20 protein-coding genes and 7 tRNA genes are annotated in these 23,860 nt (G+C 52.2%); 20 read left to right on the plus strand and 7 right to left on the minus strand.

From position 1 onward, the window contains the following. Window positions 1-24: 24 nt before the first annotated feature. Window positions 25-1,665 (minus strand): phosphoglucomutase (alpha-D-glucose-1,6-bisphosphate-dependent), encoded by a 1,641-nt coding sequence (gene pgm / locus AC0XWG_RS00670; protein WP_028019452.1) that lies wholly within the window; start codon window positions 1,663-1,665, stop codon window positions 25-27. A gap of 24 nt (window positions 1,666-1,689) precedes the next feature. Then, window positions 1,690-2,238: a replication initiation negative regulator SeqA gene (seqA, locus tag AC0XWG_RS00675; protein WP_028019453.1), complete on the minus strand. Its 549-nt coding sequence runs from the start codon at window positions 2,236-2,238 to the stop codon at window positions 1,690-1,692. A 183-nt stretch (window positions 2,239-2,421) separates the two neighbouring features. On the opposite strand from seqA, the gene ybfF reads away from it, so the two are divergent. From ybfF to fur, 4 genes are all read left to right on the plus strand, one after another. Continuing rightward, window positions 2,422-3,195, plus strand: a complete 774-nt coding sequence (gene ybfF, locus AC0XWG_RS00680) for an esterase (protein WP_049005347.1) — start codon at window positions 2,422-2,424, stop codon at window positions 3,193-3,195. Between the two features lie 128 nt (window positions 3,196-3,323). Further along, entirely contained in the window at window positions 3,324-3,611 is a 288-nt protein-coding gene (ybfE, locus tag AC0XWG_RS00685) for a LexA regulated protein (protein WP_028019455.1), read from the plus strand. 155 nt (window positions 3,612-3,766) lie between these two features. Beyond that, window positions 3,767-4,297: a flavodoxin FldA gene (fldA, locus tag AC0XWG_RS00690; RefSeq protein ID WP_008501067.1), complete on the plus strand. Its 531-nt coding sequence runs from the start codon at window positions 3,767-3,769 to the stop codon at window positions 4,295-4,297. A gap of 288 nt (window positions 4,298-4,585) precedes the next feature. Beyond that, the gene (fur, locus tag AC0XWG_RS00695) at window positions 4,586-5,032 is read left to right on the plus strand and encodes a ferric iron uptake transcriptional regulator (RefSeq protein WP_014169146.1); all 447 of its coding nucleotides are present in this window, start codon (window positions 4,586-4,588) and stop codon (window positions 5,030-5,032) included. 107 nt (window positions 5,033-5,139) lie between these two features. Here fur and chiQ read toward each other — a convergent pair whose 3' ends face one another. The 4 genes from chiQ to nagE all read right to left on the minus strand — a co-directional run bounded on the left by chiQ (window position 5,140) and on the right by nagE (window position 11,189). Next, the gene (chiQ, locus tag AC0XWG_RS00700; RefSeq protein WP_475680755.1) at window positions 5,140-5,469 is read right to left on the minus strand and encodes a ChiQ/YbfN family lipoprotein; all 330 of its coding nucleotides are present in this window, start codon (window positions 5,467-5,469) and stop codon (window positions 5,140-5,142) included. Window positions 5,470-5,484: 15 nt separating this feature from the next. Further along, entirely contained in the window at window positions 5,485-6,882 is a 1,398-nt protein-coding gene (gene chiP / locus AC0XWG_RS00705; RefSeq protein ID WP_028019457.1) for a chitoporin ChiP, read from the minus strand. A 448-nt stretch (window positions 6,883-7,330) separates the two neighbouring features. Further along, window positions 7,331-8,998: a glutamine--tRNA ligase gene (gene glnS, locus AC0XWG_RS00710; protein WP_028019458.1), complete on the minus strand. Its 1,668-nt coding sequence runs from the start codon at window positions 8,996-8,998 to the stop codon at window positions 7,331-7,333. A gap of 169 nt (window positions 8,999-9,167) precedes the next feature. Further along, window positions 9,168-11,189: an N-acetylglucosamine-specific PTS transporter subunit IIBC gene (nagE, locus tag AC0XWG_RS00715; protein WP_028021393.1), complete on the minus strand. Its 2,022-nt coding sequence runs from the start codon at window positions 11,187-11,189 to the stop codon at window positions 9,168-9,170. Window positions 11,190-11,515: 326 nt separating this feature from the next. On the opposite strand from nagE, the gene nagB reads away from it, so the two are divergent. From nagB to AC0XWG_RS00775, 12 genes are all read left to right on the plus strand, one after another. Continuing rightward, entirely contained in the window at window positions 11,516-12,316 is an 801-nt protein-coding gene (nagB, locus tag AC0XWG_RS00720; protein ID WP_023310765.1) for a glucosamine-6-phosphate deaminase, read from the plus strand. Between the two features lie 55 nt (window positions 12,317-12,371). Next, a complete protein-coding gene (gene nagA, locus AC0XWG_RS00725) occupies window positions 12,372-13,520 on the plus strand; it encodes an N-acetylglucosamine-6-phosphate deacetylase (protein WP_475680278.1) in 1,149 nt (382 codons plus the stop codon). Window positions 13,521-13,528: 8 nt separating this feature from the next. Continuing rightward, window positions 13,529-14,749 (plus strand): DNA-binding transcriptional regulator NagC, encoded by a 1,221-nt coding sequence (nagC, locus tag AC0XWG_RS00730; RefSeq protein ID WP_021242995.1) that lies wholly within the window; start codon window positions 13,529-13,531, stop codon window positions 14,747-14,749. A gap of 45 nt (window positions 14,750-14,794) precedes the next feature. Continuing rightward, window positions 14,795-15,547, plus strand: a complete 753-nt coding sequence (gene nagD, locus AC0XWG_RS00735; protein ID WP_023310763.1) for a ribonucleotide monophosphatase NagD — start codon at window positions 14,795-14,797, stop codon at window positions 15,545-15,547. A gap of 249 nt (window positions 15,548-15,796) precedes the next feature. Then, window positions 15,797-17,461, plus strand: coding sequence for an asparagine synthase B (asnB, locus tag AC0XWG_RS00740; protein WP_475680279.1), 1,665 nt, complete (start codon window positions 15,797-15,799; stop codon window positions 17,459-17,461). A 227-nt stretch (window positions 17,462-17,688) separates the two neighbouring features. Then, window positions 17,689-17,765 (plus strand) — tRNA-Met (locus tag AC0XWG_RS00745). Window positions 17,766-17,773: 8 nt separating this feature from the next. Then, window positions 17,774-17,858, plus strand: a tRNA-Leu gene (locus tag AC0XWG_RS00750). Between the two features lie 23 nt (window positions 17,859-17,881). After that, window positions 17,882-17,956: transfer RNA gene (locus AC0XWG_RS00755), tRNA-Gln, on the plus strand. A gap of 32 nt (window positions 17,957-17,988) precedes the next feature. After that, window positions 17,989-18,063, plus strand: a tRNA-Gln gene (locus AC0XWG_RS00760). Window positions 18,064-18,080: 17 nt separating this feature from the next. Next, window positions 18,081-18,157 (plus strand) — tRNA-Met (locus AC0XWG_RS00765). Window positions 18,158-18,197: 40 nt separating this feature from the next. Beyond that, window positions 18,198-18,272 (plus strand) — tRNA-Gln (locus tag AC0XWG_RS00770). A gap of 35 nt (window positions 18,273-18,307) precedes the next feature. Then, window positions 18,308-18,382, plus strand: a tRNA-Gln gene (locus tag AC0XWG_RS00775). Window positions 18,383-18,490: 108 nt separating this feature from the next. Here the strand turns inward: AC0XWG_RS00775 and ubiF are convergent. Then, window positions 18,491-19,666, minus strand: coding sequence for a 3-demethoxyubiquinol 3-hydroxylase (ubiF, locus tag AC0XWG_RS00780; protein ID WP_028019462.1), 1,176 nt, complete (start codon window positions 19,664-19,666; stop codon window positions 18,491-18,493). A gap of 135 nt (window positions 19,667-19,801) precedes the next feature. Between ubiF and miaB the strand changes: the two genes are divergently transcribed. The 4 genes from miaB to corC all read left to right on the plus strand — a co-directional run bounded on the left by miaB (window position 19,802) and on the right by corC (window position 23,859). Beyond that, the gene (gene miaB / locus AC0XWG_RS00785) at window positions 19,802-21,226 is read left to right on the plus strand and encodes a tRNA (N6-isopentenyl adenosine(37)-C2)-methylthiotransferase MiaB (RefSeq protein ID WP_049007961.1); all 1,425 of its coding nucleotides are present in this window, start codon (window positions 19,802-19,804) and stop codon (window positions 21,224-21,226) included. Window positions 21,227-21,380: 154 nt separating this feature from the next. Beyond that, complete coding sequence (locus tag AC0XWG_RS00790) at window positions 21,381-22,427, plus strand: PhoH family protein (RefSeq protein WP_028019464.1); 1,047 nt, start codon at window positions 21,381-21,383, stop codon at window positions 22,425-22,427. Beyond that, on the plus strand, window positions 22,424-22,891 hold the full coding sequence (gene ybeY, locus AC0XWG_RS00795) for an rRNA maturation RNase YbeY (protein WP_061098875.1): 468 nt from the start codon (window positions 22,424-22,426) through the stop codon (window positions 22,889-22,891). Before AC0XWG_RS00790 ends, ybeY begins: the two co-directional genes overlap by 4 nt. 89 nt (window positions 22,892-22,980) lie before the next feature. Continuing rightward, entirely contained in the window at window positions 22,981-23,859 is an 879-nt protein-coding gene (corC, locus tag AC0XWG_RS00800) for a CNNM family magnesium/cobalt transport protein CorC (protein ID WP_028019465.1), read from the plus strand. Window position 23,860 lies beyond the last annotated feature (1 nt).

A 23,860-nucleotide genomic window follows, 5' to 3' on the forward strand; every position in this document is an offset into this window, starting at 1 on the left:
GCCATTCGGCTCCCTTTTTCATTCTTACGCGTTTTTCAACACTTCACTGACAATCTCTACCGCTTCTTTCTCAATCTGCTGACGATGTTCAGCGCCGAGGAAGCTTTCGCAATAGATCTTGTACGCATCTTCGGTACCGGATGGACGCGCGGCGAACCAGCCGTTTTCAGTCATCACTTTCAGGCCACCAATAGAGGCTCCATTACCCGGTGCAGCCGTCAGGCGTGCAGTTATCGGGTCGCCAGCCAGCGTGCTCGCACTGACCATCTCCGGAGAGAGTTTGGACAGGGCGGCTTTCTGAGCTGAAGTCGCCGATGCCTGAATACGGTTATAGCTTGGTGCACCAAAGCGTGCAGCCAGCTCATTGTAGTGTTCCTGCGGGTTTTTACCGGTGACAGCGGTAATTTCCGCCGCCAGCAGGCACATAATGATGCCGTCTTTGTCAGTTGACCACGGCGTGCCGTCGAAGCGCAGGAAGGACGCGCCCGCGCTCTCTTCACCGCCGAAGCCGAAGCTGCCGTCGTGCAGACCGTCAACGAACCATTTGAAGCCCACCGGCACTTCCACCAGCTTGCGGCCCAGCGCGTCGACCACGCGGTCGATCATCGCAGAGGAGACCAGCGTTTTGCCCACAGCAACCTCTTTGCCCCACTGCGGACGGTGCTGGAACAGGTAGTTAATCGCGACCGCCAGGTAATGGTTCGGGTTCATCAGCCCTGCCGGGGTGACGATACCATGACGGTCGTAATCCGGGTCGTTGGCAAATGCCAGATCGAATTTGTCGCGCAGCGCCAGCAGGCCCGCCATCGCACATTCAGAGGAGCAGTCCATACGGATTGCGCCGTCTTTATCCAGGTGCATGAAGCGGAAGGTCTGATCGACGTGATCGTTCACGATGGTCAGATCCAGCTTGTAATGCTCAGCAATGCGTTTCCAGTATTCAATACCGGAGCCACCGAGCGGATCCACACCCAGCTTCAGACCGGCTTTCTGAATCGCCGCCATGTCGACGATATCCGCCAGCCCTTCAATAAACGGCTGCACCAGATCCAGCTCTTTCACATGACCAGATGCCATCGCAGCATCCAGAGAAATACGCTTCACACCTTTCAGGCCATCGGCTAACAGGGCGTTAGCACGATCTTCCACCACTTTGGTGACGTTAGTATCAGCCGGGCCGCCATTAGGCGGGTTGTATTTGATACCACCATCTTCCGGCGGGTTGTGGGATGGCGTGATAACGATCCCGTCAGCCAGCGCGCCCCCTTTCTTGTTGTGCACAAGAATGGCGTTAGACACCGCAGGCGTTGGCGTGAATCCGTTATTCTCCTGAATAATCACATCAACGCCGTTTGCGGCCAGCACTTCCAGGACAGAAATGAATGCCGGCTCAGACAAAGCATGGGTATCTTTTCCCACATAGCATGGACCGGTAACGCCATTTTTGGCGCGCTCTTCCGCAATGGCCTGAGCAATGGCCAGAATGTGCGGTTCGTTAAAGCTATGGCGCGCCGCGCTACCGCGGTGACCAGATGTACCAAACTTCACGGCGTGTTCTGCATTGCCCACAACCGGCTTCAGAACGTAATACTGCGCGGTCAGCTGAGCGACATTAATCAAATCGCTTTGTTGTGCAGGTTGGCCTGCACGGCTGTGATTTGCCATTACCGGGTCCTTCTGATGCAAGGGTTAAATTGTACCGCAAACCTTTTCAATCAATTCCGCCGGGAACTGCATAGACTGCATGATGTGTTCAATCATGCTGCACTTGCGGCCCGTATTGGTATTGGTGATCACCCAGTACGGAGTGCCAGGGACATGTTTGGGTTTGGTTTGATTGCCATTTTGCAGCAGCGTTTGCTCGTCACCCGCGAAATAGACGCGAGTACGACCGTGCAGCGACTCGGTCGCTTCAGCAAACGCTTTGTTATCCAGTGAGTAGAGTGTAGACAGCACCAGCATAAAGCGGTTAACCGCCTTTTTTTGCTCCGCATATTCATCGGACAGCAGCAGCTCGCGCATCGCCCGTACTTTATCTTTTGCCGGTGTCACGGCAGGTTTTGCTTGTGCAACAACGCTCGGCTGAGACACGACATCTTTGGTAACTGGGGTGACAGGCTGTGAAGCGGCGGAAATTTTAAGCATGCGCCGTAAAATGTCGGACGCACTCTCCCCGATATGCCGCGTCTGGCTGGCAATATACTGATAGAGTTCGTCATCAACTTCGATTGTTTTCATCTTAATCCAGTGCGATATCTTATCTGAATACAAGTCATTGGGATTATAAGGTCAAATCCCAACAGCGGATAGCGTCAAACCAGGTTGGCGGCAAAAGTCAGATTAAACTGGAACCTTGCAGCCGGGCGGCAGAATGGTCAACATGATACCCTAACCTGACATACGTAAAAAAAGAACTTTGCCATGAAATTGAATACCCGAGCGCAAACTGCACAATCGCCGAACAATAATTCTCCCATCGTACTGGTTCACGGACTTTTTGGCAGCCTGGATAACCTGGGCGTGCTGGCGCGCGATCTGGTTAGCGATCACGACATTTTGCAAGTCGACATGCGCAATCACGGTCTTTCAGGGCGCTCAGAAGAGATGACCTACGCGGCAATGGCGCAGGATCTGCTGGATACGCTGGATGCCAACAACCTGCAAAAGGTCACCCTCATCGGGCATTCAATGGGCGGCAAAGCGGTAATGGCCCTGACGGCGCTGGCACCTGAGAGAATTCAGGGTCTGGTGGTAATCGATGTTGCTCCGGTGGATTACGACGTTCGACGCCATGACGAAATTTTCGCGGCGATCAACGCGGTAACAGAGGCTGGTGCTACAACGCGTCAACAAGCGGCTGCCGTCATGCGTGAGCATCTTGATGAAGAAGGTGTCGTGCAGTTCCTGCTGAAGTCATTTGTTGACGGACAATGGCGTTTTAACGTGCCGGTGCTCTGGGAGCAGTACAACAATATCGTAGGCTGGGAAACGGTACCTGCCTGGCCACACCCTACCCTCTTTATTCGTGGCGGTAACTCGCCTTACGTCACCGACGCGTACCGCGACGCATTGCTGGCGCAATTCCCGCAGGCTCGCGCCCATGTTATCGCCGGGGCCGGACACTGGGTTCACGCGGAAAAACCTGACGCCGTATTGCGCGCCATTCGCCGCTATCTTGCTGATACTGCAAATTGATTAAAAAGAGAGCGACTGGAAGGCTGCAGGCTTCCAGTCGTTGGCGTGCCGTTTTTGGTGATGTATGATGGCGCGCTTATCGCCCGGGCATTAGCAGGGCGGCGTGTTTCCCCCGAAGTCTCAGAATCATGGCCAAAGAACAAACGGACCGTACGACACTAGATCTGTTCGCGAATGAGCGTCGCCCGGGACGACCGAAAACGAATCCGCTTTCGCGCGATGAACAGCTGCGTATCAATAAACGCAATCAGCTTAAACGCGATAAAAATCGTGGGCTTAAGCGTGTCGAACTGAAGCTCAACGCCGACGCCGTCGATGCGCTTAACGAGCTGGCTGACGCGCGAAATATCAGCCGCAGCGAACTCATTGAAGAGATGTTGCTCGTCCAGCTTGAGACGTTACGCAGCCAGGCATAAGTCTGAAAATCCCCTTTATCGCCCTTTTCATGTAGCACAGAGTGCAGTCCTGCGCGATAGCTGTTTCCGCAGGGTTGCCAGTTCTGCTATTATTGCCCTTATCCGTGGCCTAATTGCGCCACCATACTATTAAGTTTCAAGAGGTTATTTTACTCATGGCAATCATCGGCATTTTCTTCGGCAGTGATACCGGCAATACCGAAAATATCGCAAAAAACATTCAAAAACAGCTCGGTAAAGACGTTGCTGATGTGCATGACATCGCCAAGAGCAGCAAAGAAGATCTCGAAGGCTATGACATTCTGCTGCTGGGTATTCCAACCTGGTACTACGGTGAAGCCCAGTGTGACTGGGATGATTTCTTCCCGACGCTGGAAGAAGTTGATTTCAACGGCAAGCTGGTTGCCCTGTTTGGCTGTGGCGATCAGGAAGACTACGCAGAATATTTCTGTGATGCGCTGGGTACCATCCGCGACATCATTGAGCCAAATGGCGCGGTTATCGTAGGCCACTGGCCAACGGCGGGTTACCACTTCGAAGCCTCTAAAGGCCTGGCTGATGACGATCATTTCGTGGGTCTGGCCATCGACGAAGACCGCCAGCCTGAACTGACCGCAGAGCGTGTTGAGAAGTGGGTTAAGCAGATCCGTGAAGAACTGCACCTGGATGATATTCTGAACGCCTGATTTTTATCGTGGCGCAACTGCGGTTGCGCCACGCCCCAGGTCAAACCGATTAAATTAATTGCTACAATCTTTTAACTTTTTCGCCCAGACCTGTACAATGTCTCCCTGAAAAATGTGGTTTCCATTGAGCAAGTTTGTTGGTGATACCCCATTTTTATAAGCATATTTTGCCTGAGACTTGCTGTTTTCATTTAGACATGGCAGTTCTATAATGAGACGCATTACCCAAGGTGCATTTTCTGTCACTTCCTACAGAAGTGAATCGTTTAGTAACAGGACAGATTCCGCATGACTGACAACAATACCGCATTAAAGAAGGCTGGCCTGAAAGTTACGCTTCCTCGGTTAAAAATCCTTGAAGTGCTTCAGGGTCCAGACAATCACCATGTCAGTGCGGAAGACCTTTATAAACGTCTTATTGACATGGGCGAAGAAATTGGGCTCGCTACCGTCTATCGCGTGCTGAACCAGTTTGATGACGCGGGCATTGTTACCCGTCATAATTTCGAAGGCGGTAAATCTGTATTCGAACTGACCCAGCAACAGCACCACGATCACCTGATCTGCCTCGACTGTGGCAAGGTCATTGAATTTAGCGATGACTCCATCGAAGCGCGCCAGCGTGAAATCGCGGCTCGTCATGGCATCCGCCTGACCAACCACAGCCTGTACCTGTATGGTCACTGTGCTGAAGGTGATTGCCGCGAAGACGATCACGCGCACGACGCTAAATAACTCAAGCTTTCATACTCTGAGCCAGCCGCGAGGTTGGCTTTTTTTTGCCTGTTATTTGACGCAAAAAAGCCCGGTAGCGTTGTGCTACCGGGCATGATGACAGAGAATTATTTGCTGTTGTTAGTGCGAATCTCTTTCCAGATCTGGTCGCAACGCTTCGCCACTTCCTGATCGTTTCCGGTTTTACGTGCCTGAATACAGGCCTGGTAATCCATCACGCGAACGTTTTCCTGTGTGGCGAACTGCTCATGTGCCTTCTCTTTCTTCAGCACATTCAGCACGCTCTGACAGGCTTCGATCTTCTCCGGTGAACCTTCCGCTGTGTTAATGCAGGCGCTATACGCCTCTTTAAGACGCGAGTCCTCTTTCGGTGCCTGCTCCTGCGCACACCCCGCCAGCCCCGCAGCCAGCAACGCGACGATTACGATGTTTTTCATCATGTTCTGTCTCCATTAGAAGATAGTGAATGGAGCGATAACCATGAATTTCACGTCACGCTCATCCTGGAAGATGTTGCCGTAACCGCCTGCGTAGCTCGGAATGTCGGAGTGGTTGTCATACTGGGTGAAGTGCAGTTTGAACATCGTGCCTTTCGCGCGGCCGTCCTGCAGGGTGTAGATAGCATCCAGGCTGTAAGAAGACTCTTTCAGGCGATAGTTTGGATCGTAGTAAGCGTCCGGTGTAGCCATATCTGCAGGTTTTGCATCCCAGGCATAAGCGTAAGATGCACCCACCGCCCAGCCTGGCAGGTTCCAGTTTTTCAGATCATACATCGCGCCGAAGAACACCGCTTTTTCGCCGTCGGCGTTGAAGTCAGAGCGGTTATCCCACCAGATATCAAGACGACCGTTAGACGATGCATAGGTTGGGGTCATACGCTGCAGGAAGTACCCCTGCTGCCCTTCCGCTTTCACCCATGTGCCTTCCAGACGCAAATCAACCTGTCCGACTTTGTAGCCGAAGGTGAGTGCCTGCAACCACGCGGTGCCGTCATAGATATCATTGACGCCACCATTACTGACTTTGTCGCGCGTACCGTAGAACTGGTAGCTGGTGCTCAGCGGGCTACCCGCGATATCAAATTTATAGCTGGCCTTGGCAAAGTACTGATCGATGTAACCTTGAGCCTGGCCAAATGCCGCCTCAAGTACCAGGTCGTTTTTAAAGTCGTATTTAGCACCCAGTGAATGGAGATAATCTACTTTGGTTTTCTTATCGTTCTGGTAGAACTTGTCCATTTCAATGTGCCATGGTGCTTTGTACTCGTTGGTCCACATATAGGAGAAGCTCAACGCACCTGCATCACCGTAATCAAAGTTGGCACCCGCTTCCGCACCCTGGTAAGTACCCGGCATAAAGCTCCAGTGTGGTGCTAACAATGTCTGACCGGTTGGCTGAATATAACCACCGCGCGCCCATACCGGGCCGTATTTGAATTTCGCTGCTGCCTTATACAGGCTGATACCGCTTTTATCTCCGGACCAGTCTTCTTTATAGGCTTTATTACTGGAGGAGAATGCGATTTCGTTCGGGTGGGCGCTGTCGCCGTTTTCCGCCATTTCAATTGCCGTGAATGCAGCAATATCCAGACCGAACATATCGGCAGCATAACCAGACTGGAAATCCAGATTGGCGTTCCAGGTTGAGTGAGAAAGGTTGGTTTTGTATTTGTCTTCAGTGACGTCTTTACGGTCACGTTCACGCTGCCAGTAGTAAATCCCCCCCGTGAGGGTTGAATCATCAATAAAACCTGCTGCCTTCGCCTCTGGTGCAATCACCAGGCCCGACATTGCTGTCACACCGGCAATAGCCAGCGCCAGCGCACTACGTTTGCCACTGAACGTACGCATAGATTATTCCTCTTTGACGAATTAAAACGCCTTAAACGGCGAAAAATATAAAAGACCTAATGGTCAGGGGTAGTTAGAAATACCCTCGAATTAACTACCGCCTTTAGATTATTTTTCGCGACGCGAATTATCAATGCTTTTCAGCGAGCAAAAGTCAGGATTATGACGAAGTGCACATAATTGGTAGTGATTTGTAACATCTGTGCCAATGCGAGGATTTACAGGGAATAACGCGTATTTTGAGGGAGTGCCGGCCATTTATTCTGTATATTTTTTGTCCTTAAGGCTATTCGTAAATATTGAAACTTTTTTTGAGTAAAATAAGTAGCACCTCATTGACCTGAATTTCGCACATACCTTATTTGAGCTGCGCGTTAATGGCCTGATCGTTAAATAAAAAAACGCCGCTTATCGCGGCGTTTGTCTCTCATTGACCAGAACTGCAATATTATTCGCCGATCTTAGCCCAGGTGTCACGCAGACCAACGGTACGGTTAAACACCGGTTTTTCCGCCGTGCTGTAACGGCTATCCAGGCAGAAGTAACCTTCGCGTTCGAACTGGAACGCTTTACCCGCTTCGGCCGCTTTTAAAGACGGCTCGGCATAACCCTGTTTAATTACCAGAGATTCCGGGTTGATCGTCGCCAGGAAGTCTTCGGCAGCACCAGGGTTAGGGACACTGAACAGACGATCGTACAGGCGAATTTCAACAGGCAGCGCGTGTGCAGCGCTTACCCAATGGATAACGCCTTTCACTTTACGGCCATCAGCCGGATCTTTGCTCAGGGTTTCAGCATCATAAGAACAGAAGATGGTGGTGATATTGCCTTCAGCATCTTTCTCTACGCGCTCAGCCTTGATGACGTAAGCATTACGCAGGCGCACCTCTTTACCCAATACCAGACGCTTGTACTGCTTGTTCGCTTCTTCGCGGAAGTCAGCACGATCGATCCAGATTTCAGCGCTGAACGGTACGTCGCGGCTACCCATTTCCGGTTTATTCGGATGGTTAGGCATGGACACCAGCTCGCTTTCACCCTGCGGGTAGTTTTCGATAACCAGTTTCACTGGATCGATGACTGCCATTGCGCGCGGCGCGTTTTCGTTGAGATCTTCACGAATGCAGGATTCCAGAGACGCCATTTCAATGGTGTTATCCTGCTTAGTCACACCGATGCGTTTGCAGAACTCACGAATAGAAGCGGCGGTGTAACCACGACGACGCAGACCAGAGATGGTCGGCATACGCGGATCGTCCCAGCCTTCAACGTGCTTGTCGGTCACCAGCAGGTTCAGCTTACGCTTGGACATCACGGTGTATTCCAGATTCAGACGAGAGAACTCGTACTGACGTGGATGCACAGGGATAGTGATGTTATCCAGTACCCAGTCGTACAGACGACGGTTGTCCTGGAACTCCAGCGTACACAGAGAGTGAGTAATGCCTTCCAGCGCATCGCTGATGCAGTGGGTGAAGTCGTACATCGGGTAGATGCACCACTTGTTACCCGTCTGGTGGTGTTCCGCAAACTTAATGCGGTACAGCACCGGGTCACGCATCACGATGAACGGAGATGCCATGTCAATTTTGGCACGCAGACAGGCTTTGCCTTCTTCGAAGCCACCGGCACGCATTTTTTCAAACAGCGCCAGGTTCTCTTCCACGCTGCGATCGCGGTACGGGCTGTTTTTACCCGGCGCGGTCAGCGAGCCGCGGTATTCACGGATCTCATCGGCAGACAGCTCGTCGACGTACGCCAGACCTTTGTTAATCAGCTCTACCGCATAGGCATACAGCTGATCAAAATAGTCAGAGGAGTAGCAGATGTCGCCAGACCAGTTAAAGCCCAGCCATTGCACGTCGTTCTTGATGGACTCAACGTATTCGATGTCTTCTTTTACTGGGTTGGTGTCATCGAAACGCAGGTTGCACTGCCCCTGGTAGTCCTGGGCAATGCCAAAGTTCAGGCAGATAGATTTCGCGTGACCAATATGCAGGTAACCATTCGGCTCCGGCGGGAAACGCGTATGAATTGTGGTGTGCTTACCACTGGCCAGATCTTCATCGATGATCTGACGAATAAAGTTACTCGGGCGGGCTTCTGCCTCACTCATCGTGGATTCCTCAAAGCGTAAACAACGTATAACGGCATATGATCTTATAAGCCGGACGTAGTGACAACCCTTAAAACGGCTCTGAAGAAAATAATGGGGGCATTTGCTGCAAAAAAAAGCGGCGAGGGATATCCCCCGCCGCTTAAGGCATGACTCTACTCAGGAGCGATTACTTGCCTTTAATCTCATACAGTGGCGTTTGACCCGCAACCACTTGACCTTTCGCCTGAATGACCAGGCCACTAAAGTCATCAATGTTGCTGCAAACGACCGGACTAATCATTGAGCGCGCGTTGGCGTTCAGGAAGTCCAGATCCATTTCCAGGATTGGCTGCCCTGCGACCACTTCAGCACCCTCTTCCACCAGGCGAGTAAAGCCCTGGCCGTTCAGCGCAACGGTATCAATACCCATGTGGACAACGATCTCAGCACCATTCTCGGTTTCGAGGCAGAACGCATGGTTGGTATTGAAGATTTTTACGATGGTACCGGCTGCTGGTGACACCACGGTTTTTTCCGTTGGTTTTACCGCGACACCGTCACCGACCGCTTTGCTGGCGAAGGCTTCGTCAGGCACCTGCTCAATGGCAACGACTTCACCCGTCACTGGGGAAACCAGTGCGGCAATCGTTTTAGCATTTGGTACTGCCTGCGGTTTTGCGGCAGCTGGCGCAGCGGCTGGAGCTGCAGACGTTTCCGCTGCGGCTACCGGACCTGTCGTTTTCATGGCATTGGCAATTTTTTCCGCCACGAACCCAACGATAATCTGCACGCTGGTTTTGTTCAGACGGATAACACCGGATGCACCCAGGCGTTTAGCCAGCGCTTCGTTCACCAGAGAAGAGTCTTTTACGTTCAGACGCAGACGGGTGATACATGCGTCGATACCGGTCAGGTTGTCAGAACCGCCGACAGCGGCGATGTACTGACGCGCCAGACCAGCAACATCCTGGTCTTTGTCCGCGCTCACATTCACGTCCTGACCATCCGCTTCGCTACCGGCAACAGCCAGTTCACGACCTGGGGTCATCAGGTTGAATTTGGTGATAGTGAAACGGAACACCACGTAGTAGATAGCAAAGAACACCAGACCCTGTGGGATCAGCATCCACCAGTGGGTTGCCAGCGGGTTACGGGAAGACAGCACCATATCCACCAGACCCGCACTGAAGCCGAAACCGGCAATCCACTGCATACTTGCGGCGATGAACACAGAGATACCGGTCAGCACAGCGTGGATTACATACAGCACAGGGGCCACGAACATGAAGGAGAATTCCAGCGGTTCAGTGATACCGGTGAAGAAGGCTGCAAATGCACCCGCCATCATGATACCCAGGACTTTCGCTTTGTTCTCTGGACGTGCGCAGTGGTAGATAGCCAGCGCTGCACCTGGCAGGCCGAACATCATGATTGGGAAGAAGCCCGCCTGGTAACGACCAGTGATACCGACAACCGCTTTACCTGCTTCGATGGACTGTGCGCCACCCAGGAAGTTAGGAATATCGTTAATACCGGCAACATCGAACCAGAATACGGAGTTCAGCGCGTGGTGCAGACCGACCGGGATCAGCAGACGGTTGAAGAACGCGTATACGCCCGCACCGACGGAACCCAGCTTCTGAATGTGCTCACCAAAGTTCACCAGACCGTCAAAGATAACCGGCCAGATGTACATCATGATGAATGCAACAACGATCATCAGGAAGGAAGTCAGAATAGGCACCAGACGACGACCGCTGAAGAAGGACAGCGCTTTTGGCAGCTCTACGCCGCTGAAGCGGTTGTACAGTTCAGCAGAGATGATACCGACGAGGATACCAACGAACTGGTTTTCAATTTTCCCGAATGCGGCAGGAACTTGATCCGCTGGGATTTTTTGAATCATAGACACCGCTGCTGGGGAGCAGAGGGTAGTTAATACCAGGAAACCGACAAAGCCGGTCAGCGCCGCTGCGCCGTCTTTATCTTTGGACATACCATAAGCCACACCAATCGCGAACAGGACTGACATGTGATCGATAATGGCGGAGCCCGATTTAATAAACAATGCCGCCAGAGCGTTATCGCCGCCCCAACTTACCGGGTCAATCCAGTAACCGACACCCATTAATATCGCTGCGGCTGGCAGCGTGGCGACCGGCACCATAAGTGCGCGACCAACCTTTTGTAAATAACCTAGAATACTCACTTTCTTCCCCCTATGAGACCCCGTTTAAGGCATGTTCTCAGCTCTGTTTTTTATTGTGTCACGAACTATAAATACAGTTGATGATTCACTGGCATTGTGAGTGTGTGAAAAATTAATTCGTATCGCAAATTAAACACGTATTTTTTGTGATTTTTGTCACCAAATATCGTTATTAACCCTCCCTTATGCTGGCTAACTGCGAAAACTTATTTTATCATTCAAAAAATCAAGACGGATTGATCCGGCCTGAAAGATTCCAGGTTACGCTTAATTCAGGTTCCGATAGCCATCCGCCCACTCTTCTACTTTAACTCTTGAGGTGAACAATGAGACTGATTCCCCTGGCAACTGCTGAACAAGTTGGTAAATGGGCCGCTCGCCATATCGTTAACCGTATTAACGCATTTAAACCTACTGCCGATCGTCCTTTCGTTCTTGGTCTTCCAACAGGCGGCACACCCCTAACCGCGTATAAGGCACTGGTTGAGATGCATAAAGCAGGCCAGGTTAGCTTTAAACATGTTGTGACCTTCAATATGGACGAATATGTTGGCTTACCGAAGGATCACCCGGAAAGCTACCATAGCTTTATGCACCGCAACTTCTTTGATCACGTTGATATTCCATCTGAAAATATTAACCTGCTGAATGGAAACGCGCCTGATATTGACGCAGAATGTCGTCAGTATGAAGAAAAAATCCGTTCCTACGGTAAAATCCACCTGTTTATGGGTGGTGTAGGTAATGATGGTCATATCGCGTTTAACGAACCGGCGTCTTCTCTGGCTTCCCGTACCCGTATTAAAACGCTGACCCATGACACACGCGTGGCAAACTCCCGCTTCTTTGACGGTGACGTTAACCAGGTTCCAAAATACGCCCTGACCGTAGGTGTAGGCACCCTGTTGGATGCCGAAGAAGTGATGATTCTGGTCCTGGGCGGCGTGAAAGCGCAGGCGCTCCAGGCTGCCGTTGAAGGCAACGTTAACCACATGTGGACCATCAGCTGCCTGCAGCTGCATCCGAAATCAGTCATCGTTTGTGACGAACCGTCCACGATGGAGCTGAAAGTGAAAACGCTGAAATACTTCAACGAATTAGAAGCAGAGAACATCAAAGGTCTGTAATTGAATAACCGCCTCTTCATCAAGAGGCGGCCGCTTTTTTTAACCGGGGGTCGTTATGTACGCTTTAACCCACGGTCGGATTTATACCGGCCATGATATTCTGGATGACCATGCGATTGTTATCGCTAATGGCCTGATTGAACGTGTTTGCCCGCTGGCAGAACTGCCGCCGGAGATTGAACAGCGCTCACTCAATGGAGCAGTAATCTCCCCCGGTTTCATCGACGTACAGCTCAACGGCTGTGGCGGTGTGCAATTCAATGACACTGCGGATGCGGTGACGGTAGAAACGCTGGAGATCATGCAAAAAGCCAACGAGAAATCGGGCTGCACCAGCTATCTGCCAACGCTCATCACCAGCAGTGATGACCTTATGAAACAGGGCATCCGCGTGATGCGTGAATACCTGGCAAAACACCCGAATCAGGCGCTGGGTCTGCACCTTGAAGGACCATGGCTGAATATGGTCAAAAAAGGGACGCATAACCCGAATTACGTGCGTAAACCTGATGCGGAGCTGGTTGACTACATGTGTGCTAACGCCGATGTGATCACCAAAGTGACGCTGGCGCCTGAAATGACAGGTACGGATGTCATCAGCAAACTGGCTGCCGCCGGGATTATCGTTTCAGCGGGTCACTCAAACGCGACGCTGAAAGAAGCCAAAGCGGGTTTCCGCGCGGGCATTACCTTCGCCACGCACCTCTACAACGCAATGCCGTATATAACCGGTCGTGAACCGGGTCTGGTCGGAGCGATTCTGGATGAGCTAGACGTCTACTGCGGTATTATTGCTGACGGCTTACATGTCGATTACACCAACATTCGTAATGCCAAGCGGCTGAAAGGTGACAAGCTTTGTCTGGTCACCGATGCCACCGCGCCAGCAGGTGCAAATATTGAGCAGTTCATTTTTGCCGGTAAAACAATATACTACCGCAATGGACTGTGTGTGGATGAGAACGGCACGCTGAGTGGTTCTGCCCTGACCATGATTGAAGGGGTACGCAACCTGGTTGAGCATTGCGGTATTGCCCTCGATGAAGTGCTGCGTATGGCGACGCTTTATCCGGCGCGCGCAATGGGCGTCGATAAACAGCTTGGCGGAATTGCACCAGGTATGGTTGCAAACCTGACGGCATTCACACACGATTATAAAATTATTAAGACCATCGTTAATGGTAACGAGGTCGTCACTGAGTAAGTAAAAGTATGACACCAGGCGGACAAGCTCAAATAGGTAATGTCGATCTCGTTAAACAACTTAACAGTGCGGCGGTTTATCGTCTGATTGACCAGCACGGGCCTATCTCGCGAATTCAGATAGCCGAACAAAGCCAGCTTGCTCCCGCCAGCGTGACAAAAATTACCCGCCAGCTCATCGAGCGCGGTTTGATCAAAGAAGTCGATCAACAGGCCTCCACCGGAGGCCGCCGCGCTATCTCTATTATTACCGAAACCCGTAATTTTCAGGCCATTGGCGTCCGCCTTGGCCGTCATGACACCACGCTTACGCTCTACGATCTGAGCAGCAAAGCCATTGCGGAAGAGCACTACCCCCTTCCTGAACGCACTCAGGAGACCCTGGAACACGCGCTGCTGAATACCATCGCGCAGTTTATTGAAAGCTGTCAGCGTAAAATCCGTGAACTCATCGCCATCTCCGTGATTCTGCCTGGTCTGGTCGACCCGGAAAGCGGCGTGATCCGCTATATGCCGCACATCCAGGTTGAAAACTGGGGGCTGGTCGATGCGCTGGAAAAGCGCTTTAAAGTGACCTGTTTTGTAGGCCATGACATTCGCTCTCTGGCGCTGGCGGAGCACTATTTTGGTGCCAGTCAGGACTGCGAAGACTCTATTCTGGTGCGCGTTCACCGCGGTACAGGTGCAGGCATTATCTCTAACGGGCGTATTTTTATTGGTCGCAACGGTAACGTCGGCGAGATAGGCCATATTCAGGTCGAGCCGCTTGGCGAACGTTGCCACTGCGGAAACTTTGGTTGTCTTGAGACCATTGCCGCCAACACGGCCATTGAGCAGCGTGTTCGCCATTTGCTTGAACAGGGTTATCAAAGCCGCGTCACGCTGGACGATTGCAAGATAGGAACTATCTGTAAAGCCGCCAATAAAGGCGACGCGCTGGCCTGTGAGGTGATCGAGCAGGTTGGACGCCACCTGGGTAAAACCATTGCTATCGCGATTAACCTGTTTAACCCGCAAAAAGTGGTGATCGCCGGTGAAATTGTTGAGGCAGAAAAGGTACTGCTGCCCGCCATTGAAGGCTGTATTAATACCCAGGCGCTGAAAGCATTCCGCCAGAATCTCCCGGTTGTTCGTTCAAAGCTTGACCATCGTTCAGCGATTGGCGCATTCGCGCTGGTAAAACGTGCGATGCTCAACGGCATTCTGTTGCAGCATTTGCTGGAAAGTTGATCGAACCTTATAGTAACGCCTTCTTTTTTTGATGTCGGACTGTCCATGACCATTAAGAATGTAATTTGTGATATCGACGGCGTGCTGATGCACGACAACGTTGCTGTGCCGGGTGCTGCGGAGTTTCTTCACCGCATCATCGACAAAGGAATGCCTCTGGTTCTTCTCACGAACTACCCTTCTCAGACCGGTCAGGATCTGGCGAACCGTTTTGCCACAGCCGGTGTCGACGTGCCGGACAGCGTGTTTTATACCTCGGCGATGGCAACGGCTGATTTTCTGAAACGTCAGGAAGGAAAAAAAGCCTACGTGGTCGGTGAAGGCGCGCTGATCCACGAACTGTACAAAGCCGGTTTTACCATCACCGATGTGAACCCGGACTTTGTGATTGTGGGTGAAACGCGCTCCTTTAACTGGGAGATGATGCATAAAGCGGCATACTTTGTCGCCAGCGGCGCGCGTTTTATCGCCACCAACCCGGATACGCACGGCCGTGGCTTTTATCCGGCATGTGGTGCGCTCTGCGCCGGTATCGAGAAAATATCTGGTCGTCAGCCGTTTGTGGTCGGGAAACCTAGCCCGTGGATCATCCGTGCCGCACTGAACAAAATGCAGGCTCACTCTGAAGAAACCGTCATTGTCGGCGACAACCTCCGCACCGATATTCTGGCCGGTTTCCAGGCGGGTCTTGAAACTATTCTGGTGCTCTCTGGCGTCTCTCAGCTTGATGACATTGATTCGATGCCGTTCCGGCCGAGCTGGATTTACCCCTCCGTTGATGAAATTGACATTATCTGATACCAAACCACGCCTCAGGGCGTGGTTTTTCATTTTCAGCCCAGCCAAATAAAAACCCATCTAACAAAAACCACGTTTTATTGAATAATCATCAATAAAAGCATGCATGACATACTCGTTTTTCACTATTCAGCAATTACCATTGCACTATTTCCGTTTTAGCCCGTAAAACGCTTGCGCACCCTGTCCCTTTGCGGCATTTTCATAAGCAAGCAACATCACAATGCAACAGGGTTAACGGAGAAGGTTATGTGTTCTATTTTTGGCGTACTGGATATTAAAACTGACGCGGGCGAACTGCGTAAAAAAGCACTCGAATTGTCCCGCCTGATGCGCCATCGCGGCCCGGACTGGTCCGGCGTTTACGCCAGCGATAAAGCCATTCTGGCTCACGAACGTCTGTCGATCGTAGACGTCAACGCTGGTGCTCAGCCGCTGTATAACGAGAAAAAAACGCACGCGCTGGCTGTCAACGGTGAAATCTACAACCATCAGGCACTGCGTGCCGAGTACGGCGACCGCTACGCGTTCCAGACCGGTTCTGACTGTGAAGTGATCCTCGCGCTGTATCAGGAGAAAGGCCCGGCGTTCCTGGACGACCTGCAGGGCATGTTTGCCTTCGCACTGTACGACAGCGAAAAAGACGCCTACCTGATCGGCCGTGACCACATCGGCATTATCCCGCTGTATATGGGTCACGATGAACACGGCAACTTCTATGTTGCCTCTGAAATGAAAGCCCTGGTACCGGTTTGCCGCACCATTAAAGAGTTCCCTGCAGGTAGCTACCTGTGGAGCAAAGACGGCGAGATCCGTCAGTATTATCAGCGCGATTGGTTCGACTATGATGCGGTAAAAGACAACGTCACGGACAAAGCCGAGCTGCGTCAGGCGCTGGAAGACTCCGTTAAAAGCCACCTGATGTCAGACGTGCCGTACGGCGTGCTGCTCTCCGGCGGCCTGGATTCTTCCGTGATCTCCGCGATCACCAAGAAATTTGCCGCCCGTCGCGTGGAAGATCAGGAACGCTCTGAAGCCTGGTGGCCACAGTTGCACTCCTTTGCCGTGGGCCTGGAAGGCGCGCCGGATCTGAAAGCCGCACAGGAAGTGGCAAACCATCTTGGCACCGTGCACCACGAAATTCATTTCACCGTGCAGGAAGGTCTGGATGCGATCCGCGATGTTATCTATCACATCGAAACTTATGATGTGACGACCATCCGCGCCTCTACGCCTATGTATCTGATGTCCCGTAAGATCAAAGCGATGGGCATTAAGATGGTGCTGTCTGGCGAAGGTTCTGACGAAGTATTCGGTGGCTACCTGTATTTCCACAAAGCGCCGAATGCCAAAGAGTTGCATGAAGAGACAGTGCGCAAACTTCAGGCGCTGCATATGTTTGACTGTGCGCGTGCCAACAAAGCGATGTCGGCCTGGGGTGTGGAAGCGCGTGTCCCGTTCCTGGATAAGAAATTCCTCGACGTCGCGATGCGTATCAACCCGCAGGACAAGATGTGCGGCAACGGCAAAATGGAAAAACATATCCTGCGCGAATGTTTTGAATCCTACCTGCCGGCAAGCGTGGCGTGGCGTCAGAAAGAGCAGTTCTCTGACGGTGTAGGTTACAGCTGGATCGACACCCTGAAAGAGGTGGCGGCAAAACAGGTTTCCGGCCAACAACTGGAAACAGCGAGCTTCCGCTTCCCGTACAACACGCCGGGTTCCAAAGAAGCCTATCTGTACCGTGAAATTTTTGAAGAACTGTTCCCGGTTCCAAGTGCTGCGGAATGTGTGCCGGGTGGCCCGTCCGTCGCCTGCTCTTCAGCAAAAGCGATTGAATGGGATGAATCTTTCAAATCCATGAACGATCCATCAGGACGCGCGGTAGGCGTTCACCAGTCAGCCTACAAATAATCGCTCAGATCGCAATCAGGCCCCTCAGGGGCCTGATTTTTTTGCCTCACATTTCACCACCTAAATCTGATTAATAACCAATAATTGCCGAATATTCGGTCACGCTGTTCGCAACCTAACCAAACAGTCACATTCCGGCCATTTTCGTTGAAAAAGGTGTTGACGCTGCAAGGGTCTATACGCATAATGCGCCCCGCAACGCCGATAAGGTAACGCGAAAAAAAGATGGCTACGTAGCTCAGTTGGTTAGAGCACATCACTCATAATGATGGGGTCACAGGTTCGAATCCCGTCGTAGCCACCATCTTTTTTGCGGGAGTGGCGAAATTGGTAGACGCACCAGATTTAGGTTCTGGCGCCGCAAGGTGTGCGAGTTCAAGTCTCGCCTCCCGCACCATTCCCAGGTAAGCGTTGCACGGATGGGGTATCGCCAAGCGGTAAGGCACCGGTTTTTGATACCGGCATTCCCTGGTTCGAATCCAGGTACCCCAGCCATATTTCTTCGATTTTGCGGTTCTCCGCGGTATTGGGGTATCGCCAAGCGGTAAGGCACCGGTTTTTGATACCGGCATTCCCTGGTTCGAATCCAGGTACCCCAGCCATCGAAGATTGCAGTACTGGCTACGTAGCTCAGTTGGTTAGAGCACATCACTCATAATGATGGGGTCACAGGTTCGAATCCCGTCGTAGCCACCATATTTAGATTGTCGATTTTTCGGTAATCAAGACAAATTGTTGGGGTATCGCCAAGCGGTAAGGCACCGGATTCTGATTCCGGCATTCCGAGGTTCGAATCCTCGTACCCCAGCCAATTTAAAAAAGCCGTTAAACACTGTTTAACGCAATTGGGGTGTCGCCAAGCGGTAAGGCTCTGGTTTCTGATACCAGCATTCCGGGGTTCGAATCCCTGCACCCCAGCCACTTAGTAACAAAAAAGCCCGCTCTGCGGGCTTTTTTGTTTTTGTTGCTAGTATTGTGCGGCCTGATGCCCTCACCCTGGCCCTCTCCCACCGGGAGAGGGAATAAAGTTTAGAGTCCGAGGGCGTATTTCAACGCCTGACGCTTCAGACCTCCGGCACGCTCAGCCGCCATCAATCCAATATTACGCAGAATACGCACCGGCCCTACGTCATTGCTGAACCCGGCATAGAACAGATCCATCCCTGACTGCATGATGAAGTTATCCGCCATACGCCGCGTCTGGTAACGCTTAAGTACCTGATGGCTTGACCAGTCCTCCGCATGCCCGCGTGCACTACCCAGCACATCCAGTAATGCATCAACATCACGATACCCCAGGTTTACCCCCTGCCCTGCCAGCGGGTGAATGGTATGTGCCGCATCTCCTACCAGAGCCAGCCCTTCGCGGGCATATTGCAACGCGTGTCGACGAGTCAGCGGGAATGCTCCTGCCGCAACCGGCGTCACATACCCCAGCCGGCTCGGGAAGTGGCGCATAATTTCGTCTTGCAGTTGCGCCATCGAAAGCCCCTGTAACTGACGAATACGCGCCGGTTTGTCGTACCACACCAGCGATGCCCAGTTATCGAACAACGGTAAAAACGCGTGCGGACCATTCGGCGTAAAGTGCTGCCAGGTGCTCTCTCCTGGCGCATTCTCACACTGGACAGTAATCAACATACAAGACTGTTGATACTGCCAGGCATGAACCCCAATCCCCGCCATCTCTCTGACCTGAGAGTTGGCGCCATCAGCGCCCACCACCAGCTTCACGGCTAATTCATCATCATTGTCCAGCGTCAGGCGATATCCGTTGTCATGACGATGCAAGGCTTTGAGTGACGATGGGACACGCAGCGTCACCTTCGGGTGTGCCTCCAGCGCCTGCCAGAGCGCCTGCTGGAGGACGTTGTTTTCCACCATATAGCCCAGACGGGGCAGCTTGAGTTCAGCGGCATCAAACGCGACGTGGGCATTTTCCCACTCCCACGTTTCGAGGCGGCTGTAAGGGTGAGCACGCATCGTCAGCACCGCGTCCCAAACGCCCAGCCCGCGCAGTAGATCAACTGAGGCGGCACTGATCGCGGAAATACGCACATCCGGCTTTGCCGTCGGGTCAAACGTAGCAGGAGCAGCCTGCTCGATAACCGTTACCTCAAATCCCTGCTGCGCCAGCCCCAGCGCCAGTGCGCCGCCGACCATACCGCCGCCGACAACGGCGATTTCGGTTTGTTGGAGTGTCATGGTCAATTTTCCTTATTGCAGAATCCCTTAAGTTTACCGGATTTTTGGGGTCAGGAGGTTGACAACCTTCATACTGGTCACAACCGCACCAAAGCATTACAATACGCGGCTTGCAATCCTGAGCTGAGCAAGTCGATGACTAAAAAACTCCATATAAAAACCTGGGGCTGTCAGATGAACGAATACGATTCATCCAAGATGGCCGATCTGCTGGATACAACCCACGGATACCAGCTGACTGAAAATGCGAAAGAAGCCGATGTGCTACTGCTAAACACCTGTTCTATTCGTGAAAAAGCGCAGGAAAAAGTCTTTCATGTGTTAGGTCGCTGGAAACTTCTCAAACGAAAAAATCCGGACTTGATCATTGGTGTTGGCGGTTGTGTTGCGTCGCAGGAAGGGAAACTGATCCGCCAGAGAGCCCCGTATGTGGATATTGTCTTTGGCCCTCAGACCCTGCACCGCCTGCCTGAGATGATCAATCAGGTTCGCGGTAATCGTAGCCCGGTTGTTGACGTCAGCTTCCCGGAGATTGAAAAATTTGACCGTCTGCCAGAGCCGCGCGCGGATGGCCCGACCGCTTTTGTCTCTATCATGGAAGGCTGCAACAAATACTGCACTTACTGCGTGGTGCCTTACACGCGCGGTGAAGAGGTCAGCCGTCCGGCGGATGACATTCTGTTTGAAATCGCGCAGCTTGCCGCGCAGGGCGTACGCGAAGTGAACCTGCTGGGCCAGAACGTTAACGCCTGGCGCGGCGAGAACTACGACGGCAGCACCGGCAGCTTTGCTGAACTGCTGCGTCTGGTCGCAGCCATTGACGGTATCGACCGCATTCGCTTCACCACCAGCCATCCGATGGAATTTACCGATGACATCATCGATGTTTATCGCGACACGCCGGAACTGGTGAGCTTTCTGCACCTGCCGATTCAGTGTGGTTCTGACCGTGTGCTGAACCTGATGGGGCGCCCGCATACGGTGCTGGAGTACAAATCCACCATTCGTAAACTGCGTGAAGCCCGTCCTGATATCCAGATTAGCTCGGACTTTATCGTCGGCTTCCCAGGCGAAACTGCCGACGACTTTGAGCGCACCATGAAGCTCATCGGCGACGTGAATTTTGACGTTAGCTACAGCTTCATCTTCTCTGCACGTCCTGGAACCCCTGCGGCAGATATGGTTGACGATGTGCCGGAAGAAGAGAAAAAGCAGCGTCTGTATATTCTGCAGGAGCGTATCAACCAGCAGGCCAATGCCTGGAGCCGTCGTATGCTTGGTACTGTACAGCGTATTCTGGTTGAAGGCACTTCCCGCAAGAGCATTATGGAACTCTCCGGTCGTACCGAAAATAACCGCGTGGTAAACTTCGAAGGCACCCCGGATATGATCGGTAAATTCGTGGACGTCGAGATTGTGGAAGTGTTGACCAACTCGCTGCGTGCGAAGGTGGTACGTACCGAGGATGAAATGGGTCTGCGCATTGCAGAATCTCCGGAATCCGTCATTTCCCGCACCCGAAAAGAAAACGATTCTGGCGTGGGTATCTATCAGCCGTAATGCGTCCAGGCCTGCCTTTCTGGCAGGCCTTGTAATTCCCCTCTTCGCCCCCAATATCCATCGCAATGCTTGCGCCTTTATTCTGTGGCGTGAATAATTTCGGTAATGACAGTTTTATGATGCCAGCCCTACTAAACACTCAAAGAGGAACGGTTTGAATATAGACACGCGTGAAATTAGCCTTGAGCCAGCAGACAACGCTCGCCTGCTGAGCCTGTGCGGGCCGTTTGATGACAACATCAAGCAACTGGAGCGACGTCTGGGTATCGAAATCAATCGTCGCGATAATCATTTCAAACTGACCGGACGCCCTATCTGCGTCAACGCCGCTGCAGATATTCTGCGTAGCCTGTATGTGGATACCTCCCCAATGCGTGGCGAAATTCAGGATATCGAGCCAGAACAGATCCACCTCGCCATTAAAGAAGCGCGAGTGCTCGAGCAGAGCGCGGAAAGTGTGCCTGACTACGGCAAGGCAATTAACATCAAAACCAAACGTGGCGTGATTAAACCGCGTACGCCAAACCAGGCACAGTACATCGCGAATATCCTCGACCATGACATCACCTTCGGCGTTGGACCGGCCGGTACCGGTAAAACCTATCTGGCGGTAGCAGCAGCAGTGGATGCGCTGGAGCGTCAGGAGATCCGCCGTATTCTGCTGACTCGCCCTGCGGTTGAAGCGGGCGAGAAACTGGGCTTCCTGCCAGGCGACCTGAGCCAGAAAGTCGACCCATATCTGCGTCCTTTATACGACGCGCTGTTTGAAATGCTCGGTTTTGAAAAAGTTGAGAAACTTATTGAGCGTAACGTTATCGAAGTTGCTCCGCTCGCTTATATGCGAGGCCGTACGCTGAACGATGCGTTTATCATTCTCGATGAAAGTCAGAACACCACCATCGAACAGATGAAGATGTTCCTGACGCGTATCGGCTTTAACTCGAAAGCGGTCATTACCGGTGACGTCACCCAGATCGACCTGCCGCGCAGCACCAAATCTGGCCTGCGTCACGCCATTGAGGTGCTGGCCGAGGTCGAAGAAATCAGTTTTAACTTCTTCCACAGTGAAGACGTGGTACGCCACCCGGTCGTCGCGCGTATTGTTAACGCCTACGAGGCCTGGGAAGAAGCCGATCAGAAGCGTAAGGCCGAACTGGCAGCAGAACGTAAGCGCGAAGCGCAGGAGCAAGAACAGAAATGAGTCAGGTGATCCTCGATTTACAGCTGGCCTGTGAAGATAATTCCGGTATGCCAGAAGAGGCGCAGTTTCAGAAATGGCTGGATGCCGTTATCCCCCAATTTCAGGAAGAATCAGAAGTCACGATTCGCCTGGTGGATGAAGCCGAAAGCCATGAGCTTAACCTGACCTATCGCGGGAAAGATAAGCCTACCAACGTGCTCTCTTTCCCGTTCGAAGCCCCACCGGGCATCGAGATGCCGCTGCTGGGCGATCTGATCATCTGTCGCCAGGTGGTTGAGCAGGAAGCCAAAGAGCAGCAAAAATCCCTTGAAGCCCACTGGGCGCATATGGTGGTACATGGCAGCCTGCATCTGCTCGGCTACGATCATATAGAAGATGACGAAGCAGAAGAGATGGAGTCCCTCGAGACAGAGATAATGCTTGCTCTGGGCTATGAGGATCCGTACATTGCCGAGAAAGAATAGTCAGTCTCCCCACTGACTAACATGCCGCCACGAAAGGAAATCGCGTGGCGGTAAACGTTGAACTAACAAGAGAACCCTTAACAAACGCCATGAGCGACGACAATTCACACAGTAGCGACACGACAAACGGTAAAAAGGGATTTTTCTCCCTCATTCTAAACCAGCTTTTCCACGGCGAACCGAAAAACCGTGATGAACTGCTGGAGCTGATTCGTGATTCCGGGCAAAACGACCTTATCGATGAAGATACGCGCGAAATGCTCGAAGGGGTCATGGACATCGCCGACCAGCGTGTTCGCGATATCATGATCCCCCGTTCGCAAATGATCACCCTGAAACGTAACCAGACACTGGACGAGTGCCTCGATGTGATTATCGAATCCGCTCACTCACGTTTCCCGGTCATCAGCGAAGACAAAGATCACATTGAAGGGATTTTGATGGCGAAAGATCTGCTGCCGTTTATGCGCAGCGATTCTGACGCTTTCAGCATGGAAAAAGTGTTACGCCAGGCCGTGGTTGTGCCGGAAAGTAAACGTGTGGATCGGATGCTGAAAGAGTTTCGCTCTCAGCGTTACCACATGGCGATTGTTATTGATGAATTTGGCGGTGTGTCGGGTCTTGTCACGATCGAAGATATCCTTGAGCTGATCGTGGGAGAAATCGAAGATGAGTATGACGAAGAAGAAGATATCGACTTCCGTCAACTGAGCCGCCACACCTGGACTGTGCGTGCGCTGGCCTCGATTGAAGACTTTAACGACGCTTTCGGCACCCACTTCAGCGATGAAGAGGTTGATACCATTGGCGGTCTGGTGATGCAGGCCTTTGGCCACCTCCCGGCGCGCGGTGAAACCGTTGACATCGACGGTTACCAGTTCAAGGTAGCGATGGCCGACAGCCGACGTATTATACAGGTTCATGTCAGAACGCCGGATGACTCACCGGTGCCAAAACTGGAAGATTAAT

It is taken from the genome of Enterobacter sp. DVT3837 (genome assembly GCF_056238685.1).

Excerpts from the sequence above, each read along its gene's own strand:
- pgm (WP_028019452.1), bottom strand. The coding sequence starts at position 1,665 with ATGGCAAATCACAGCCGTGCAGGCCAACCTGCACAACAAAGCGATTTG.
- seqA (WP_028019453.1), bottom strand. The coding sequence starts at position 2,238 with ATGAAAACAATCGAAGTTGATGACGAACTCTATCAGTATATTGCCAGC.
- ybfF (WP_049005347.1), top strand. The coding sequence starts at position 2,422 with ATGAAATTGAATACCCGAGCGCAAACTGCACAATCGCCGAACAATAAT.
- ybfE (WP_028019455.1), top strand. The coding sequence starts at position 3,324 with ATGGCCAAAGAACAAACGGACCGTACGACACTAGATCTGTTCGCGAAT.
- fldA (WP_008501067.1), top strand. The coding sequence starts at position 3,767 with ATGGCAATCATCGGCATTTTCTTCGGCAGTGATACCGGCAATACCGAA.
- fur (WP_014169146.1), top strand. The coding sequence starts at position 4,586 with ATGACTGACAACAATACCGCATTAAAGAAGGCTGGCCTGAAAGTTACG.
- chiQ (WP_475680755.1), bottom strand. The coding sequence starts at position 5,469 with ATGAAAAACATCGTAATCGTCGCGTTGCTGGCTGCGGGGCTGGCGGGG.
- chiP (WP_028019457.1), bottom strand. The coding sequence starts at position 6,882 with ATGCGTACGTTCAGTGGCAAACGTAGTGCGCTGGCGCTGGCTATTGCC.
- glnS (WP_028019458.1), bottom strand. The coding sequence starts at position 8,998 with ATGAGTGAGGCAGAAGCCCGCCCGAGTAACTTTATTCGTCAGATCATC.
- nagB (WP_023310765.1), top strand. The coding sequence starts at position 11,516 with ATGAGACTGATTCCCCTGGCAACTGCTGAACAAGTTGGTAAATGGGCC.
- nagA (WP_475680278.1), top strand. The coding sequence starts at position 12,372 with ATGTACGCTTTAACCCACGGTCGGATTTATACCGGCCATGATATTCTG.
- nagC (WP_021242995.1), top strand. The coding sequence starts at position 13,529 with ATGACACCAGGCGGACAAGCTCAAATAGGTAATGTCGATCTCGTTAAA.
- nagD (WP_023310763.1), top strand. The coding sequence starts at position 14,795 with ATGACCATTAAGAATGTAATTTGTGATATCGACGGCGTGCTGATGCAC.
- asnB (WP_475680279.1), top strand. The coding sequence starts at position 15,797 with ATGTGTTCTATTTTTGGCGTACTGGATATTAAAACTGACGCGGGCGAA.
- ubiF (WP_028019462.1), bottom strand. The coding sequence starts at position 19,666 with ATGACACTCCAACAAACCGAAATCGCCGTTGTCGGCGGCGGTATGGTC.
- miaB (WP_049007961.1), top strand. The coding sequence starts at position 19,802 with ATGACTAAAAAACTCCATATAAAAACCTGGGGCTGTCAGATGAACGAA.
- ybeY (WP_061098875.1), top strand. The coding sequence starts at position 22,424 with ATGAGTCAGGTGATCCTCGATTTACAGCTGGCCTGTGAAGATAATTCC.
- corC (WP_028019465.1), top strand. The coding sequence starts at position 22,981 with ATGAGCGACGACAATTCACACAGTAGCGACACGACAAACGGTAAAAAG.